This window comes from Streptomyces sp. x-80 (genome assembly GCF_046549095.1).
GTDB lineage: Bacteria > Actinomycetota > Actinomycetes > Streptomycetales > Streptomycetaceae > Streptomyces > Streptomyces celluloflavus.
The window spans coordinates 13,449-29,540 of sequence record NZ_JAJPWM010000045.1 but is presented as its reverse complement, the minus strand read 5'-3'; the positions used below and the strand labels follow the sequence as shown (position 1 = coordinate 29,540).

Annotated in this window: 10 protein-coding genes; all 10 read right to left on the bottom strand. The window is 68.8% G+C overall.

All coding sequences use genetic code 11. The features are described 5' to 3' along the window. Nucleotides 1-194: 194 nt before the first annotated feature. The 10 genes from ACLJWH_RS41015 to ACLJWH_RS40970 all read right to left on the bottom strand — a co-directional run bounded on the left by ACLJWH_RS41015 (nucleotide 195) and on the right by ACLJWH_RS40970 (nucleotide 16,070). On the bottom strand, nucleotides 195-476 hold the full coding sequence (locus tag ACLJWH_RS41015) for a hypothetical protein (protein ID WP_411146918.1): 282 nt from the start codon (nucleotides 474-476) through the stop codon (nucleotides 195-197). Between the two features lie 526 nt (nucleotides 477-1,002). Continuing rightward, on the bottom strand, nucleotides 1,003-2,328 hold the full coding sequence (locus tag ACLJWH_RS41010) for a hypothetical protein (protein ID WP_411146917.1): 1,326 nt from the start codon (nucleotides 2,326-2,328) through the stop codon (nucleotides 1,003-1,005). Then, nucleotides 2,325-3,941, bottom strand: coding sequence for a hypothetical protein (locus ACLJWH_RS41005; protein ID WP_411146916.1), 1,617 nt, complete (start codon nucleotides 3,939-3,941; stop codon nucleotides 2,325-2,327). The genes ACLJWH_RS41010 and ACLJWH_RS41005 overlap by 4 nt, the downstream gene beginning before the upstream one ends. Continuing rightward, complete coding sequence (locus ACLJWH_RS41000; RefSeq protein WP_411146915.1) at nucleotides 3,941-4,765, bottom strand: hypothetical protein; 825 nt, start codon at nucleotides 4,763-4,765, stop codon at nucleotides 3,941-3,943. Before ACLJWH_RS41000 ends, ACLJWH_RS41005 begins: the two co-directional genes overlap by 1 nt. Before the next feature lie 35 nt (nucleotides 4,766-4,800). Then, nucleotides 4,801-5,634: a hypothetical protein gene (locus ACLJWH_RS40995; protein WP_411146914.1), complete on the bottom strand. Its 834-nt coding sequence runs from the start codon at nucleotides 5,632-5,634 to the stop codon at nucleotides 4,801-4,803. A 16-nt stretch (nucleotides 5,635-5,650) separates the two neighbouring features. After that, a complete protein-coding gene (locus ACLJWH_RS40990; RefSeq protein ID WP_411146913.1) occupies nucleotides 5,651-6,079 on the bottom strand; it encodes a hypothetical protein in 429 nt (142 codons plus the stop codon). Continuing rightward, nucleotides 6,076-9,789 (bottom strand): hypothetical protein, encoded by a 3,714-nt coding sequence (locus ACLJWH_RS40985; RefSeq protein ID WP_411146912.1) that lies wholly within the window; start codon nucleotides 9,787-9,789, stop codon nucleotides 6,076-6,078. Before ACLJWH_RS40985 ends, ACLJWH_RS40990 begins: the two co-directional genes overlap by 4 nt. Nucleotides 9,790-9,802: 13 nt before the next feature. Continuing rightward, entirely contained in the window at nucleotides 9,803-11,896 is a 2,094-nt protein-coding gene (locus ACLJWH_RS40980) for a hypothetical protein (RefSeq protein WP_411146911.1), read from the bottom strand. A 3-nt stretch (nucleotides 11,897-11,899) separates the two neighbouring features. Further along, nucleotides 11,900-15,571: a DUF6603 domain-containing protein gene (locus ACLJWH_RS40975; protein ID WP_411146910.1), complete on the bottom strand. Its 3,672-nt coding sequence runs from the start codon at nucleotides 15,569-15,571 to the stop codon at nucleotides 11,900-11,902. 166 nt (nucleotides 15,572-15,737) lie between these two features. Beyond that, nucleotides 15,738-16,070, bottom strand: a complete 333-nt coding sequence (locus ACLJWH_RS40970; RefSeq protein ID WP_411146909.1) for a hypothetical protein — start codon at nucleotides 16,068-16,070, stop codon at nucleotides 15,738-15,740. Nucleotides 16,071-16,092 lie beyond the last annotated feature (22 nt).

The following is a 16,092-nucleotide window of genomic DNA, read 5'->3' as shown; positions in this document are numbered from 1 at the left end:
ACGATCGGCAACCTCGCCGCCGCGAACCTCGACCAGATGGCCACCGCCGTTAAACGCAGCCTCAAGAAAATCCAGTACCGCCCGCACCTGGTCGACGGTTGCCTCGCCGCCACCGGCCTGACCATAGGCAACTGCCCATGACCAAGCCGACATCACACATTCAAGTTCAGTAGTGTCTCGTGATCCTGTTTGCGTCAGTTCACATTGTTGTTGACGAGTTTCCTCACGCTGGTCTGGACGAGCCGGACCTTCGGGAGAACCTCGTCGGCGGTCGCGGTCCAGGTGAAGGGTTTTGCCTCCTGGTTCCAGGAGGTGATGTAGTCGCGGATCTGCTTGACCAGGACGTTGACGCTGGAGAACGTTCCGCGACGGATCGACTGCCGGGTCAGGATGCCGAACCAGATCTCGTCGGGTAGCGGGGCCGCATTGCTGCGTCCCCGCCCCCTCAGAACCGGCCATGCCCGATCTCCCGGCACCCTGCAGATGATCGGCCGCGCCGCCGTAGGCGTCCCGTACTGCGCGGACTACATAAACGTCACGGCATGAATGCCGAGGTCCCCGCCGGTCCCCTCAGGCGGCTGCTGAAGGGCTCGCTCGCACGTGCCGCCCACACATGCCTGACCGCCACCCGGCATCGCGGAACCATCGACACCGTTGCCGATGCGGGCCTCAAATGCTGGGCCGACACGGCATACCAGGGTGTAGGCCGTCCCATCCGGGTTCGCCGGCGTGGCCGTCGCCTCAAGCGGTGGCAGTGTCGGCACCACACCGCGCACGCGAGATCCGCAGTGGCGACGAAGGCCCGCTGCCGTACCAACTGCATCACGTGGTCGTCCAAGCTGCGTTTCCCCCCATCACTCGTCATCGTGCTGGAGGGAAAACCGCCTCCGGCGCGACAATCTGTTCGACGAAAGGACCGCATCGCCATCGAGCCCTTGGCCGCCACTTGAGGCGTTGGCATCATGGAGTATCTTTCGGCGGGAAAAGCTTTTGACTCCTCCCTTACTGGAAATCGCTCATCCAGGCCAGAGCCCTGCTGTCTTCCTCTTGCATTTCCTGCACCTTTTGCTGAAGGCGAGCGCATGTCGCGTCATCAATCCAGCGCCTCCCTGCGCTGTCTATGTTCCGGTTTCCCGTCATGAGGCCGCCTTGCAGGTCACGGTCATAGCGTTCCGCATTGAGCTGGACGTAACGCTTGTTCTTGTCGATCGTGACGGGTGCAAATCTTCGTTCATGTCCCTCTTGAGTGTTGTACAGATCGAAGAAACCGATGCCGCGGGCCCACCTTAGACATATTCCTCGGTCGGCGGCGGCTTCGTAGGTGAGATAGTCATCACCGTCCTTCATGAGAACGGTCGCGTAGTGGGCTCCCCAGCCCAGCTGCAGATCATAGGGGCGGCCCCCCTCGGCGGCCTCTCCGAAGAACTTGATCCACACGTGGTCGCCGATGGCGGGGTTGGCCACCTGGGCGGGATAGCTTCCCCGCGGCCGGATCCGGTCTTCTTTTTTCGGGTCGTCAAGGAGCGATGGTTTGGCGAGCAGGTTGGCGGCCAGAGAGCAATCGGCCGGCACGGTCAGGCAGAAATCATCCACCTCAGCGACCTGGCCATTTACGCGGTCTTCCACTGCGAGGCTGGTCACAACAAACTCGGTGAGGGCCTTTTGTATCTCGCGCTCGTAGGAGCGGCGCCTGACCTGACCCGCCTTGGCGAGGTCGCTGAAGTGGAGCCGCGCAGGGTACGCCTGCCAACCAACGAGGTTCTCGCCGGCGACGATGCCGTTGAGCTTTCCCTTCATGGCCGCCCATACCGCAGCAGGGACCAATTTGTCATCGCCGGACGGGAAGCCAGGCTGCTTCTGATATTCTTTCCAAAGGGCATCCGCATGCTCAGCAGTGAAAGGCAGGAGGCGCTTTCTTTTACTCCATTCGGTGAAGCGATCGCGGCGCTGTTGTGTCGTATCACCGAATATGGGTTCACGTCCCCTGTCGGTTACCGCCGGCTGGCCGGGGGCGCGTCTATAGAAGGCGAGTGCCTCGTCAAGGTTTTTGGCGTCTTTGAATACGGGGATTACCCGCCAGTAGGGGCCGTTCGCCTGGATAAGTGCACTGAGCGCGGCCCGGCCACCGGGGTAGTCGGTGATGTTGGCAGGGTCAAGCTCGGTTCCCTTGTCCGGCATGAGGCGGGCGGAGCTCGTCCGCAAAGCGCCTTGCGCTTCAGTGAACATGCGGCCGCTGGCGTAGGCCAGCTGACGTGGTTGTCGCAGCGGATCGCCGAGCGTGTGAGTCTGGACGACGATGTGGCCGTTTTGTGAGGTATTCCAGTTCATGGGTTACCTGCCTGGCTGAGGAACGGGGGTACAACTTCCGGTGCGGTGACGGCGCTCGGGCTGTCTGGGGCGGCGGAGCCCGTTAGGACCACCGCGAGGTCGATGGCGGAAGCGGTGAGGGCGAGCCCCAGGGTCTGGCTCGTGCTCTGGTAGGTGGTGGCAGCATCCGTGAGCAGGCAGGGCAGTTGAGGCAGGGCCCCGTCGGGAACGCCGATGGCGTCGGCCAGTTGGGCCAGACTGATGCCGAGTTCGGGTGAGGGGGCATGCCAGGAAGCCGAGAATTCCAGCCCGTCCGTGACCGTACGGGTGATCGCTCCGCGCAGCCGCATCTGGTGCGCCGTACCGGGAGCGTCCACGGCGTCGTCGACGGGGATGTCGAGCTCGCCCGAGATGCTCCACTCCCTGGCAGTAGCGACCCAGGCAGAGAGCGTCAGGGGCATGGTGGCGATCTGCATTTCGGCGTCCACGCTCGCGGACGCCGCGCCTCTGGCGGGGAATACCAGCGCGGCCGAGGCCTGGGTGAGGGTGGCACCGGGGCCGATGGACAGGCCTGTGCCGGGGCGGAAGCTCGCGCAGGCGGTGACGGAGCGATCCCGCAGGTTGCCGGTGCAGTACAACACTGCCAGGGAAGGGGTCTGTCCTTGCTCCAGGAGTCCGCCCATCTGGGGCAGGACCTGGTCGCTGACACCGTCTGGATCGCTGCGGACGGTGCCCCAGAAGTCGAGTTCGGGAGCGGTGATGGCCGCCTCGAACTCGGCCTTCTGCCAGAGCCTTCCGCGTGCCGATACCGAGGCCTGGGTGCGTCCGAACCGTAACCGGAAGTCGGCTGCCACTGCGGTCAGCTCCAGGACTTGAGGTATTGCCTCCCACTGAGGAGCGATCTCAATGCCCAGGGCCAGCCCCGCCGGCTCCAGCGTGGCAGCGTCGAACGTGCCGGACAGGTGGGTGACGGTCACATCGGGCACGGGGAGCGTGGTGATCTCTTCAGGCAGCTCCAGGCTGATTTCGGACTGCTTGAGCAGCGGCAAGTTCTTGACGCAGTCCAGGCCCTCCGACAGCGTTCCCTGGAGCTTGAAGTCCTGAAAGGTACCGTTGAGGGTGTAGGTGTCGTCAACGGTGGTTACCCACAGCGCGGGCGGCACATGGGCGGTCGCCCCGACCGTGCCGCCGGGGGACAGCGGGGGGAGGAAGAGCACGCCGCTCACCGTGCACTGCTGTGCGGCGGTGGAGTCCGCTGCCAGCATCAGCCCCGTCTGCGAGAAGCCGCCTTCAGCGAACGGGGTCAGGTCCAGGTTGAGGAAATCGCTGGTGATCTCCCAGGTGGCTCCCAGAGAGATCACAATCCGTAGGCCGGAGACAGCCTCACGGGAGCTGTCGGTCGCGAATGTGACCCATGCCTGGTGCGGCTCTTCCCCCAGGTGCGGGGAGGACACCGTGCCGGAGAGCACCAACGCCTGCTCGTCATAGACTGGTTGGTCGATGGCCAGTTCTCCCCCGAACCGGGCGAACAAGTCCTGGGCCTGGGGGCCGAGGCGCAGAATGGTCTGCGCCAAGGGGACACTGTCGCCGGCCTGTGCAATGTGCTCGGTCAATTCGCTGACTGAGATACCCATCAGCCGGCCTCCCCCACATCGGTCGCCGCGCCGTGCCGGCTGTTGCGGCTTCTGCCGCCGACCGTGCAGGTGGCGGACGTCAGGGCCTGGTCGATGTCGAGCCGGTTCCAGTGGGGGTCGAGGACGGTGACGGCGAGGGTGTCGACGGCCTGCTGCTGGGTGGTGTTCCACAGGGTGAAGGCGGTGGTGCGCTGAATGCCGCCGGGGAGGGGGCAGTGCGTGCTGCCTTCGTCGAGGGGGACGCTCCGGCCGCCGTAGTAGAGAGCCTGGCCGGGGGGAAGTTGGCTGTTCCAGGCGAGGGTGAGGGGCTGGCCAGCGGTGACAGTGGTGCGGGGCCGGTCCTCGCCGTCGCCGAAGGCCCACAGCCGGCGGGTGGCTGTGGTGGAGCGGGCCTTGGTGAGAGGGAGAGTGGTCGCGGTGGTGGCTTGAGGAGTGGTTTCGGCGCAGGTCACCGTCGTGTCGCCGGGCTGGTCATTGATCAGGAGACCGTTCAGGGTGATGACGAGCGGGTCCCTCGTGAGCTGGGCTGGGGTACCTGGGTGTTCGTTGTTCTTCAGGGTAATGGTCACGGTCCAGGCGTCGGCTTCCTGAGCCAGGTCCGCGTCGGCGATGATGCCGTCAGGGGTACGGACTTCGGCGACTGGCTGGGAAGCGCCTGGGGCGAGGAGGTCGTTGGCCCCGGATCCGAGGGGCAGGGTAAGGCGGAGTTCTTTCAGTTCCACCGGGTCACGCAGAGGGTTGGACACGATGAGGTCGAGGCAGGCGGTGCTGCCCGGGGGCAGAGGGCCGTTGCCGGGAAGGTAGTCGAGCTGGGGTGAGGGCATGAGATCGGTCGCCTTTCGTGCTGCCCGTGAAGGGGTCAGCCGTTGATCGTCACCATGGGGGCCGTGGTGGCACCGGTGACGGTGGCGGTTTGCAGAGTGGGGGCCTCGACCGCGACGCAGAGGGAGGCCAGCGGGCGGCGTGCAGTCCCAGAGGTGGCGGTCGTGGTGAGCAGGAACGTGGTGGCCTGCTGAATGCCCGCGTTGATGGCCTTGCTCGTGGCTCCTGCCGGCAACTCGATGTGATCGGTGCCGTAGTGCAGCTCTAGAGGGATCCCCTGGGGCACGCCTGCCCAGCACAGCCGGACGGGCCGGCCGGCAGAGACACGGGTGGCGGAGACCCAGTCCCGCCCCGTGCTGTAGTGCTCAGCCCAGAAGGTGACGAGGGCGTCCTGCTGGCTCTGGTCGACGAGGTGCTTGCCGACCAGAACAGTCGTCTCGGCCGCCTGGAGAGGCCAGTGGGCGATGTCTTCGGTGGCGGTTTCGAGGATGGTCAGGTGCGCGGATCCGGGGACGCCGAGTTCGATGCCTGCCAGGTCGATCGCCAAGGTCTCCTGGCCGCTGGTGAGGGTGAAGTGCTCGGCATGCGGAAGGACGAGGAGGTCGTTGTCGCTCAGTGCGACGGCGGTGCCGGTGTTGGTTCCGGCGGGGGTCGGGGTGACGTTGGCGGTCAAGTTCTCCGTGGAGGCGGTCAGGTCCTGGGCGTTGGGGCCCACGGGCAGGTGCAGGACGAGTTGTTTGCACTGGATGTCGGTGTCGCTGGTGTTGCTGACCGTGATGCGAATACGGGCCGTTTCACCGGCGAGCGCGGTGAGCGGAGTAGTGGTCACGTCATAGGTCAACAGGTGGGACGACACGGTGGGTTCGCTCATGTTTCTCCGTCCGTGGTCAGGCGACCGAGAGGTTCTGGACGTCCAGCCTGGCGGTGGTCAGTCGGCCGGTGATGGTCAGTCCGTTCGCCAGCACCGGGTGGTCGCCCACGTCCAGGGTTGCGTTGGCGAGCGGGCGGGGGGTGGAAGAGTCGCCGCCGACGGCGAAGAGGATGGCGGTGGTGGTGCGCTGCTGGGGCAGGGCACCTGTCCAGTAGCGCAGCCGCCGGCCGGTGGAGGTCTGCCAGGCTGGGAACTCGGTGTCCGCTTCGGTCAGGCGCGTGGTGTCGAACAGCAGCTGGAAGTTGTAGCCGGTCTGTTCGGTGCTGGGGTCGGTCCACACCAGGCTGACTGTGCGGTCGGCGGGCAACACGGTCAGTGGGGTGAGGTCATCGGTGTCCTGGGTGATCGGGCGGGTGGCCCACAGGCTGGCGTGCGGGATGCTCACGGCCGGCTTCCTTTCTTCGTCGACTCGGGTACGGGGACGAGGGTGCCGCTGCGCAGGATGGGTTTGGCATCGGAGTGCAGGGCGGTGGCGTCGGCGGGCTGCACCGGCCAGGTGGCGGCGGTGAGGGTGCCGGTGTCCGGGTTGCGCACGGTCTCGTTCCACTGCCAGCTGCCCTGGGCGAGGCCGGCCAGGGGCATGATCAGGGCCTCAGTCGCCGCGTCGGGTCCGTCGGTGGTCGGGGTGTCGGGACTCTGCGGGCGGGTGATCGCGGCCAGGGGGCCGGTGCGCAGGTAGGGGCGCAGGGTGTTGAGGGGGGTTTGGGCGTAGCGGCCGGGCAGGGTCAGGGCGGTGACGGGGAGGAGGTCGGTGGTGGCGTGCAAAGTGGCGCGCGGGTCCCACAGCACGGTGAGGATCTGCTCGCCGGCGACGGGAGTCTGCGGGTCTTGGCCAGGGGCGCGCCCCGTAGGCGTGGCCTTGACGGTCAGGTCCCGGCCCTCGCCGATGGGGCGCAGGTAGTCGCCGTTGGCCAGGGCGCGCCCGAGCCAGGTGCCGGGGGTGGGGACGGCGTCGATGGTGTGGTGAAAGGTGGTGTAGTCGGTGTCGCCCTGGGCGTCCTGACGGAAGTAGCCGATGAGTCCGTCGGTGACCTGCGTGGCGTTGCCCAGACGGACCGGCCAGGCGTAGCCGGTGACCTCGACCGGGCCGTCCTCAGTGGGGGTTTGAGCGAGGGTTTCGAGGAAGCCGGGAGCGCAGATGTCAGGCATGCGCCGCCAGGCGGGGTCGTACAGCGGCAGGCCGTCGAGTTCGAGGCGCAGCCGGGTGCGGGCCAGGGCGAGGGGGCGGCCCAGCATCTGTCCGAGGATCTTCTCGTCGTCGCCGGGGGCACCTTCGGTGCGGCTGAGGGTCTGGTCGATGACCTCCATCAGACCCAGGAAGTCGGTGGCGGTGCGGTGTTCGACCAGTTCGGCGAGGGCCTGCCGTAGGTGGGGGGGCAGGTCCTCCAGGCCGGTGGTGGTGCCAGCGGCCGGGGTCCAGGTGACGATGGCGTCCTCCACGGTGGGCGGCTGGTCGCCGCCGGCGGGCAGGCGCAGGCCGACGTCACCGATCAGGGTGCCGTCAGGGGCGTAGCACAGCAGGGCCTTGTCGAGGTAGTTGGGGATGATCCAGCCGCAGATGGGAGAGCCGTCCCCGGTCAGCTCGGCGGGGATGCCGTCGGTGGCAGTGAGCAGTTCGTGCTGCAGGCGGGCGGGCTGGAGGAGGCGGGGGGTGAGCTGGATGAGGTTACCGGCGTCGTCGACGCGTTGGTTCGGGTCCGGGCCGCACAGAAGGTTGGCGGAAGGGCGAGGGGTGAGGGACTCGACCCCGGGGTCGTCGGTGATCAGGTCGAGTGTCTGGCCGAACCGGTCCACGACCTGCACCCGGGTGAAGCGGAACTGGCCGGCCCGCAGGTGTGGGAACTCACTGGGGGCCCAGGGAGTGAAGGCGGGTGGAATGGGTCCGGTGTCCGGGGTGTAGTCGGCCGCGTGGCCGACCAGGTCGGCCAGGGCGGGGGGTGCGGCCAGGTTGGAGGCCGGGGAGCGGCTGGCGAGCTGTTCGAGCATGCCGTCCAGGGGCTGGGTCAGGACACTGGCGTTGGTGGCCCACCGTTCGAGGTCGTCGAAGGCAGCGGAGGCGTCGGGATCGTTGTCTGCGTCCAGCAGGATGCGCAGGGAAGGTATCTGTTCCTTGATGGCGAACTGGGCCAGTGAGGACAGGTACTGGCGGCCGCGGGCGGAGATGACGCGGGCCTGGATGCCGTCTTCCTCGCGCTGAGCCACCTCCATTCGTGCAGCGTCCTGGCAGCTGAACCGGCCTTTGTCGAAGACCCAGGTGGGCTGGTCACTGTCGGCGGCGTGGTAGGGGATGTAGTGGTATTCGATCTGCCATTGGAGGAAGAGCGGTGCCCATGGCTGCCGCCAGGCCGGCGGTTCGGGCAGGTCGGTGAGGTGGGCGAAGGCGGTCTGGATGGGCTGGGGGTAGTCGCCGAGCGCGGCCGGGAAGCCGGACGGCGGTTGGGAGGGCTGTGTGGGGGCGAGGGCGCAGGCCCGGGGGGCCTGCGCTACTGGGTCGGCGGGCTGGTCGCCGCAGACGCCGCGCAGCAGGATCACCGGGTCGGTCGCGCGGTGGAACGGCAGTCGGTCCTCGGTGCGCAGATTCCAGCCGGCCTGCTCGTTGGTGGGGGCGGGCAGGGCCACGCGCAACTGATCGACCAGTGCCGTGACGTCGGCGGTGAGTTGGTCAACTTCGGTGAGCTGGGCGAGGGTCTGGCCGGCCGCGCTGTCCGGCTGGGCACGGTCGAGCTGCGCGGTGAGTTGGTCGCGGGTCAGTGGGGAGGGGATGGAGGGCGACCCGCCGGCGGCCCACAGGGCATACAGGCGCCACTGGAGGGTGTGCAGGCGGCGTTCGGCGTCCTCAAGCTCGCCTTGGGCGGCATTGAGGTGGGCCAGGGCCCGGACCAGGTCGAGGGGCAGGGCGTCGGGCGGGGTACCGTCGGCGGCGTTCTGCGGCTCCAGCAGCCAGCGCTGGCCGCCGGGGGTGCGGGAGAACCAGTTGGTATGCAGTTGCTGGGTGATGCGCAGGGGTCCGTCCGGTTCCTCGGCGAGGGCGAGCAGTCCGTTCTGGGCGGCTTCGAAGGCGAGTTCCTGTTCCGGTGGGACGGGCTCCTGACCGCGGATGCCCGTCGCGCCAGGGGCCGGGGGCTCGGCGCCGGGGATCTGGCGGGCGGGGGCCGGTTGCAGCAGTGCGGTGAGGGCGTCGGATGTGTTGTGGCCGACGGCCAGGGAGACCTGCTGCAGGCTCTGAGGGCGGGCGGAGACGGGTAGCGGGCCGGCCTTGTCCCAGGCGACGCCGGTGAGTGATCCGCAGTACACGGACAGGCGTTGTTCGCGGGGGATCTGGGCCAGCGCGGCGATGTCGTTTTCGCTCAGTGCCCAGTTCAGGTCGGCAAGTTGGGCGCGCAGCTCGGCCTGCGGGTCCTCGGCATCCAGGGGGGCGGCGTGGGCGGCCGCAGGCCGGCGCAGGGCGTCGGCGGCGTCGGGGTTGGTGTGCCAGCCGACGACGAAGTAGTCGTAGTCGGCGGCGTCGGCGAGGTCGGTGTCGTGCAGCGAGAAGACGTTGGTGTGGTAGGGCTCGTAGTCCGCGAAGGTGGTCAGGCCCGGCCCCAGCGAGGTGAGGAAGGGCTCGGCCTGGTCGCCGGCGCCCTGGGCGGCGTCCTCCAGCGCGAGCTTGCGGCCGATCCGGGTCAGGCCAAGGCTGGAGCGGAAGGGGCTCGGTCCGTCGTGGACGTCCGGCTTGTAGGGCTGCAGGAAAGGAACGGTGCCCTTCTGGCGGTCCAAGTAGTCGCTCTCGACGACCCAGCCCACGCTCTGGCCGGTGGCGGCAACTCTGCGGATGACGGCCCAGCGATTGGGCACGTAGGGAAAGCGCACCGCGCCGGTGTTGGCATCGACCTGTCCGGACTGGAGGTTGGCCGGCAGTCGCCAGCGAACGATGATGCCGCGCTCGGTTGTGGTGGCGGTGTTGCTGAACGGGTCGGGCTCGGGGCTGCGGTGGATCGCGGTCAGATGGAAGTTGGGGGTCCAGCGGGCCACCGGCACATTCGCCACCTTGTCGTTGGCGACGAAAGCCTCGACGGTGACCGGGACCAGGACGGGACGGGCATCGGTAGACATCAGCGGATCGTTCCTAGGAGGAGAAGGACTGGCTGGACGGGGCGTTGAGCAGTTGCATGGCCAACTCGGCGGGGGTGAGGGGGCCACCGGCCCCGGGGCTGATCAGATCGTTCAGGCGGGTGGCGAGCTGGAGCATGTTCAGCGTGCCCAGCTCACCGTTGCGTGCGGCGGCCGCGACGTCGCGGAACTGTTCGCCGGTTGCGGTGCCCAGGCCCTCCCCGGTGTCGGTGGTGCGGCGCAGATTGACCGCGGCTTTCTCCAGGCCGGTGGCACCAGGGTCGGCTTCCTCGTTGATGTCGAGGCCGAAGTGGAGGGTCTGCGGCGGCTGGCTGACGGCCACCTCGTCCGGGGTGTCGCGGAACAGGCACAGCAGCGTGTCGGGGGCGACGCGGCGGAAAGCCAGGGGCCCCTCCCAGCTGTCCTGGTAGCGGAGTTTGACCTCCAGGTCGGGGTAGTCGGCCACCAGCCGCGAACGTAGCAGCAGGCCCGAGCCGGGGGCCGGCTCACCCTGCCCGGTGGCGAAGTAGTCGAACAGCCCCGTATCCAGGGAGGCGATGTCGTAGTCACGGGCCACCCCCACACTCAGCGCGCCGGAGATCAGCGCGATCAGCCACAGGGGATCGATGTGGAAGAAGCGGATGCTCTCCTCGGGCGTCATACGGGCATCCGGCACCAGCGCCCGAAACGGCACCGTCTCGAACCGGCGCAGCGCCGAGAGCCAGGAGCGGATCAGCGCCTCGTCCTCGTCCGGTCCGGCCGGCACCTCCCCCGCCCGGGTGCGAGGGGTGGCGGCGGCCAGCGCCGGCAGGCCCAGGTGCGGGTCGAGGGCCAGGCCGAGCTGGTAGCCCAGGCCCCCGTTGGCGGTCAGCAGGGTACGGAACGCCTCCACCAGACCTGGCTGTCCCTCCCGCTGATCGCTCTGGGCCTGGTTGAGGCTCTGGTTGCGGCGCCAGCGCAGCAACGCCGCGCAGAACGCCGCATCCGCCACGGCCAGGGCCCGGCCCAGCCCCCAGGCGCTGGCCCGGCCCGCCTCCAGGACGCCGTAGGCCTGCACGTAGACCAGGCCCGGCAGGGCGGTGACGTACCGGGAGGGGTCCTCGTCCTGCGGCACGGGCAGCGGGGCGAACGGCCCGCGGTACAGGGCCAGGGTCTCGCTGCCCGACTCCAAATGCTGCTGCATGGGCACATAGCCCTCATCCAGGAATTGGCGGGCCTGAGCGGCCGCGATGCCGCCGGACGCCGCGCCGCCGCCGGGCTCCAGGCGGAAGAGCTTGTTGTTGTCCCGGGCGATCGGCGCCATTAGCGCGGGGAAGCCGCGGCCGGTGCTGTCGGTGCTGGTGAACCCCCACGACCACAGCGCCACGAAGGTGATCGGGCCATGGGTGGCGTCCGGGTTGTCCAGGTCGTCCAGGAGCGCCTCCAGCCCCTCCAGGGAGACCAGGAAGGCGGTGAATTCACCGCCGCGCAGCGGCAGCCGGTTGCCGATGACCACCGCGTTCTCTCCAGGGCCGTCCGGCTGGTCGGCGGCGCGCGCGTAGCGGCCCTGGGCGGGACGTTGCCAGCGCCGCACATGCGCCAGGTGGGACAGGTCCTCGCGCCGGGGGAAGACCTGCTGGAGGGTGTCCCAGGCGACGGTGACGGTCTCGCACTCACTCTCTTCCCTCGGTTCGGCCGCCTCTGGGCCCAGCCCTAAGCGCGCGGTTACCGTGGGCACCGGCTGGCGGCCGGTGCCCACGATCTGCTCGTCGGACAGCACCATCAGCGCCATCCAGGGGGCGCGCCGGGCATCCCGGGCCGCTCCGGCCAGGGTCCGCTCCCAGGGCAGCACGGCCCGGGTCAGCGTGATGTGAGGGAAGACAAGGGTGAAGTCGCCTGTGCTGCTCGGGCTGGGGAAGACCGAGTGCACCTCGGCTGGGTCCAGCTGGTAGCGAGGGGCGCGCACCTCCACCTGCCGGGTGGCAGTGAAGGGGACAGGGGCATCGGAGGGGCCAGTGAGGGTTTCGCTGACCTTGATGGTGTAGCTGCCGGCGAGGAGTGCAGGCTCCTTGGCATCGATCAGGTCGTGGCGCAGGTTGTCAGTGGCGGGCGGTGAATAGATCTCGGGCACGGGTCACTCTCCTTGCGGCGGGGCCGGGGCGAAAGCCAGCCCCCGCACCTCTTCGGTGGTCGGCGTGGCGATGCGCCGCGGCATGTCGGGACGGGACAGGTCGAACACGCTCAGCCGGGCACCCTGGGCATCCGGGTCCGGGGCGTGCGCGACATACAGTTGCCCGGTGGTCTCCGACCACAGCAGATGCGGCGCAGAGCCCTTGGGCAGCGCCAGGCCGGCCAGGCGGCGCGGCGCCTGCGGGTCCTCGGCCAGGGTGTAGATGCTCACCTGCTCAGCCTGGGCGTTCAGCTCATGCGCCACGCACAGCAGCTCCGCCCCGACGACCAGGGTGCGCTGGTCGGCACCGCGGGACGACAGGATCTTCTGCCCAATGACGGCCGTCCGCTCGGCACCCGTTCCAGCCGATGGCGTCTCCACAATGGTGACCGAGCCGACGTCGTCGCCGCGCGCCACGTAGGCCCGCTGGGCATCGGCGGCCAGCGCCAGGTCGGCCACCGGGCTGTCCTGGTCTCCGGTGAAGTCCCAGCGGTAGCGGGCGTCCAGGCGCTCGTCCTTGATAGTCGGCAGCGTGTGCCAGAAGATGCCCACGATGTCTCTTGCCTGCTGGTCCGCATACAGCGCAGCGCAGAAGGTGCCCTGTTTGACATCCAGGGCGCCGGCCCGCCAGTCCTTCCGGTCGCCCTCGCGCGCTTCGTCGATAAAGGGCTCCTTGTTCGCCACCGGGTTGTACGCGCCACCGGCCATGCCGTAGAGCACGACGTCCGCAGTGGTGAGCTCGGTGGCCACCAGCCGGTCCGCGGAGTCCGGGTGGCCCAGCACGTGGCTGGCCGACCGGCGAAAGTCCTGCCCGTAATTCGACAGGTCCTCGGCCGGGATCTCGGCGGCCGCGTCCCGAGGGTGACCAGTGATGTCGTAGAAGTGAGTCAGGTGGGTGATGTCCCAAGGCCGCTCGTAGGTGCCCCGCTCGCCATGAACCAGGCCGATACGGGTGCCGGCCCCGGAGACGGCCAGGGTTGCCTCCTTGGTCTGGGGACCGTCGTCCTCCAACGGGCACAGATCTGACAGGACGGTGGGGGCGAAGTCGTCGAGTGCGGCGATCCGCTGTGCGGTCCGGACGTAGACGCGCTGTCCGACCTCGGGCGGGGCGATACCCGCGTCCGGCTGGTTGGGGTCCGGGACGGGGATGATGTCCGGCTTCTGGGTCTCGTCCGGGTTGAACGGCACCACCTCGTCGTCCCCCTGCAGTTCCTGCAGCACGCCGGGAGCGGCCTCCAGGCGGTCGAAGGCGGCGTGCAGCATCCGGCGCGCCCACTGCGTGGACTGGTCGGCCGCCTCCCGCCGGTAGGGCGCATGCCCCGGCGTCAGACGCACCGGCCGGGGCAGCGGGCGCGTCTGCCGCAGGACGGGCTGAGCCCAGGGCAGTTTCACCGGCGTCATGTCCTCGTATGCCAGGGCCTCGGGCACCAGCCAGCCCGTCTCATGGCCCACCGTCGTGGGCGCGGGCACCGTGATCCGCAGGCCGGTCAGTCGGCCGGGCAGCACCTGCCCTTGGGCAGAGGGCAGAGCCATGCCGCTGACCGGAGCTCCCCATAGGGCCTGCGGCACGCCGCTGGTCAGGTCCTCGACGCTCCAGGCCTCGATCCCGGCTGGGGGCTGCCCGTCGGCACCGGCGACAGTGACGCTCTGCGCCACTCGGGCGTCGCGACAGGCCATCGGCCGGATGTCCAGATCCTGGTGGGCACTGTCGTGGCTGTCCTGGCCGGTCAGCTGAGCGGTGCTCAGCGGCAGCGCCGAGGTGGTGGTGAAGCTGAACCCGTCCGTGCTCACCAGCCACGGGTCGTCCTCACCGGGCGGGGCATCACCCTGGTTCGAGGCGCGCAGGCCGCCCACCACGGTGAGTTGCACAATCTCCTGCGGCAGCAGGGTGGAACGGAACTCGTCCCAGTCCAGCGTCCTACCCCGGGCGCCGCCGGAGGCGCCGATGGGGATGGTGATGTCGAACGGGCCGACATGGACGGTGATCCGCCCGCCGGTTGGCGGTCCCCACAGATGCAACGAGGCGCCGATCCGCGCGGAGATCGGGACCTTGAACAGTCCCAGATCCAGGGTATAAGTGACGCCGACAGACACCCCGATGCTCACATCGAACATGAACGGCGCCCACTGGATGAGCAGATCGGCGAAGGCCGTCAGCCAGGCGTGCAGGCCGCCGTTGCGGTAGGAGAGGTCCAGCTTCCCGCCGGCCATGATCGCCGCAGGGGTCAGGGCGAAGTACGACTCGCCCTTCAGTTCCGCTCCCCCGCCCAGGTTCCAGTAGAAGCCCAGCCGCGGGATCTGCTGCGGATAGTGGGCGGCCGGCTTGTACGAGGGGTGATAGCCACCCACCGTCAGCACGAAGTCCCCGGCATGCTCGCTGCCGTCGAACCAGGCGTAAAACGCCGCCCCGCCGGTCAGTTGGCACGACGGGTCGATCAGATAGGAAGAGGGCGCCAGCTGGGCATCGATTTTCAACGCGCGCTCGGCATGCCGGTAGACGGCCTGCAACAGCAGCTCCACCCGCGCATACGGGCGGGCCGCCTGCTTGGGGAACTGGGCGAGCGACCGGCCCAGCAGCCCGACGGTGAAATCACTGTCCCCGAACTCGCACAGCAACAGCGCCCGAGTATGCACCAGCTTGAAGGTGTCGAACTCGGCGCCCGCCGCGATCCAGATCCGCCCCGCCGCGGGCGACACCCAGCCCCCGTCGGTGAGCTCCGTGAGCACCTCCATCGGCGACTGGCCCTGTGCGGAACCGCTCATCAGCGGGAAGGCGTCCATCTCCTCGCGGACGGGCAGCCGCACACTGCTGTTGTAACCGAAGCCCGCCATCAGCTTGGACACCTGGAACATCGGCGGCCCCACCGGGCGCGCCAGCCCCAGCTCGCCGAAGAGGAACAGCGACGGCTCGCCCCCTGACGGCTTGGCATAGGCGCCGATCGCAGTCAGGCTCAGCTGCGGCAGCTCGACCACCGCCATGCCCTTGAGCATCAGGTCGTAGCCGTCCAACTGCTGGCGCACCAGCGCCCCGCCCAGTTCGACGGGCGGACGGGAAAACTCCAGACTCGCCCCGTCCAGGCGGGTCTGCACCGCGCCCGGGTCCTGCAGCGGCACGCCCAGGCCCAGCCCGCTGGCTCCCAGCCGGATGCCGCCCGCGTCCAGCGCGGCATCCGTCAGCAGCCACACCGCCCCGTCCTGGTAGGCCACCCCCACCCGGTCCACTCGCACCGGCCCCAGCGACCGGGCCACTTCCAGCCAGGTGCCGGCCCGCGGCGCATCGCCGGCCGCCACGACCGCCCCCACCGCAGCGGCGTTCTCCCGGGAGGCGCCACGCGACAGCGGGACCAGAAGCCACTGCCGGGACGAGCCCAGCGTCATGTCCACGCCCACCCGCGCGCCCTGCGGAGTCGCTCCCGGCGGCAGCGTCAGCGAAGACTCCGACGCCAGCCGGCCCAGCGTCTCATTGAACCGGTCCGTCTCCTGCGGCGACAGCGCCCGCGACGCATACGCCAGCGCCACCCCCTCCATACGCACATCCACATCCGGCGGAATCTGCGGCCCCACCAACGGCAGCGACGACAGTCCCTCCCCCGCCGCCAACCGCACCAGAAGCACAGTCGTTCGACCTTCGCTCACGCCGGAACCAGAGGAATTCCTGGGCGCCCAAGACCTCGAAGGAGGCGAGCCTGAATCAGTTAGCATTCTTCAATTCCTTTTCTATACAAGGAGAAAACACGCAAGGCAACGACCTCGTGCACGGTTGGCTGTGGCACATCGAGGGCCATGCCTTCGGCTCGTTCGTTCACACTCGAGGACGGCCGAGCAGAGTCGTGGTCTGCTGGCGCGAGAGGAGCCCGGCGACGGCTTGGACGGTGTCGCTCATGTGTTCGCGGCGGCCGTGGTGGCGGACGAGAGCACGCCTGTTCTTCAGGTGAGCGATGCCGTGCTCGACGCGGGTACGCCATGAGGAATGGGTCTTGCACAGAGATTCGCGCATCTCCTCGAACGGAGCGTCGGCAAGGAGTTTCGTCAGGCCGAGCTGGCGGGCCTGGGTGATATCCGCGCAACTCCCCGGCCGCACTGGGCTACAGAAGAGCACCCGCCCCTCGGTATCCGTGAGGACCACGGACGTCACGGCGTTCTGTTTGGTCTTGCCG

What these genes read in the sequence shown, in the direction of transcription:
- ACLJWH_RS41010 (WP_411146917.1), bottom strand. Translation starts at nt 2,328, where the DNA reads ATGAACTGGAATACCTCACAAAACGGCCACATCGTCGTCCAGACTCAC.
- ACLJWH_RS41005 (WP_411146916.1), bottom strand. Translation starts at nt 3,941, where the DNA reads ATGGGTATCTCAGTCAGCGAATTGACCGAGCACATTGCACAGGCCGGC.
- ACLJWH_RS41000 (WP_411146915.1), bottom strand. Translation starts at nt 4,765, where the DNA reads ATGCCCTCACCCCAGCTCGACTACCTTCCCGGCAACGGCCCTCTGCCC.
- ACLJWH_RS40995 (WP_411146914.1), bottom strand. Translation starts at nt 5,634, where the DNA reads ATGAGCGAACCCACCGTGTCGTCCCACCTGTTGACCTATGACGTGACC.
- ACLJWH_RS40985 (WP_411146912.1), bottom strand. Translation starts at nt 9,789, where the DNA reads ATGTCTACCGATGCCCGTCCCGTCCTGGTCCCGGTCACCGTCGAGGCT.